The organism is Streptomyces canarius, from assembly GCF_014650735.1.
GTDB classification, from domain to species: domain Bacteria; phylum Actinomycetota; class Actinomycetes; order Streptomycetales; family Streptomycetaceae; genus Streptomyces; species Streptomyces olivaceoviridis.
On the sequence record NZ_BMVN01000199.1, the window covers coordinates 1 to 947 of the forward strand.

Below are 947 nucleotides of genomic sequence, written 5' to 3' on the forward strand. Positions count from 1 at the left end.
TAGGGTCTGTTGTGAAAGTGCTGGTCACAGCCACTCGTTGATGGCTGCGACCAGCACGGTCGCTTCGTAACGGACGGCGAGTTTGTCGTACCGGGTGGCGACGGCCCGGTGGCGCTTGAGCCGGTTGATCCCGCACTCGACCGCGTGCCGCTGCTTGTAGTCGTCCTTGTCGAACGCCGGTGGACGCCCGCCGCGCGAGCCGCGCCTGAGCCGGTTGCGGACGCGGTCCGCAGGGACGGGGATGGTGGCTTTGATCCCGCGTCTGCGCAGGTAGGAGCGGTTGCTGAGGGAGTCGTACGCCTTGTCGGCCCGCACCCGGTCCGGCCTTTTGCGCGGCCTGCCGAGCCCCAGCCTCGGCACCCGGATCGCTTCCAGGACCGTTTCGAACTGCGGGGAATCGCCCCGCTGCCCGGCCGTGATCACGACGGACAAGGGCTTCTGCCCCTGCTCGACCGCGAGGTGGATTTTGCTGGTCAGCCCGCCGCGGGATCGCCCGATACCGTGGTCGGCCGGCTCGACGAAGATCCCGCCGGGCGGTTCCTTCTGGAGATCCCCCTTTTCGCCGCGCCGGCAGCGTGCTGATGAGCCCGGCAGACGGTGGAGTCGACGTTCACGTCCCAGGTGATCAGGCCCTCCGCATCGGCCTCGGCCTGGAGCTGGGTGAGGATCCTCGCCCAGGTGCCGTCCCGCTGCCAGCGCCGGAACAGGTCATAAACCCGGTCCCACGGCCCGTAACGTTCGGGCACGTCACGCCAGGGGGCACCGGTCCGGGTCCGCCACCGTATGCCGTCTATCAGCTGCCGCCGCGTCCACACCTGCGGACGACCCGGCTTGATGCCCCGCGGCAGCAACGGCTCAAGCCGGGCCCACTGGCCGTTCGTCAGATCCCCACGTCCCACAGGACGTGATCATCAACGAACAAGATCCACTTTCGCAACAGACCCTAG

General features: G+C 68.3%; 1 protein-coding gene. It reads right to left on the reverse strand.

Annotation, left to right across the window (positions count from 1 at the left end; translation table 11 throughout):
- Window positions 1–24 precede the first annotated feature (24 nt).
- Window positions 25–899 (reverse strand): IS5 family transposase gene (locus tag IE294_RS46855; protein WP_373315978.1). Its coding sequence is split into 2 segments (ribosomal slippage): window positions 25–506 and window positions 506–899, totalling 876 coding nucleotides; the frame shifts between segments, so codons are not numbered across the junction.
- Window positions 900–947: the final 48 nt, after the last annotated feature.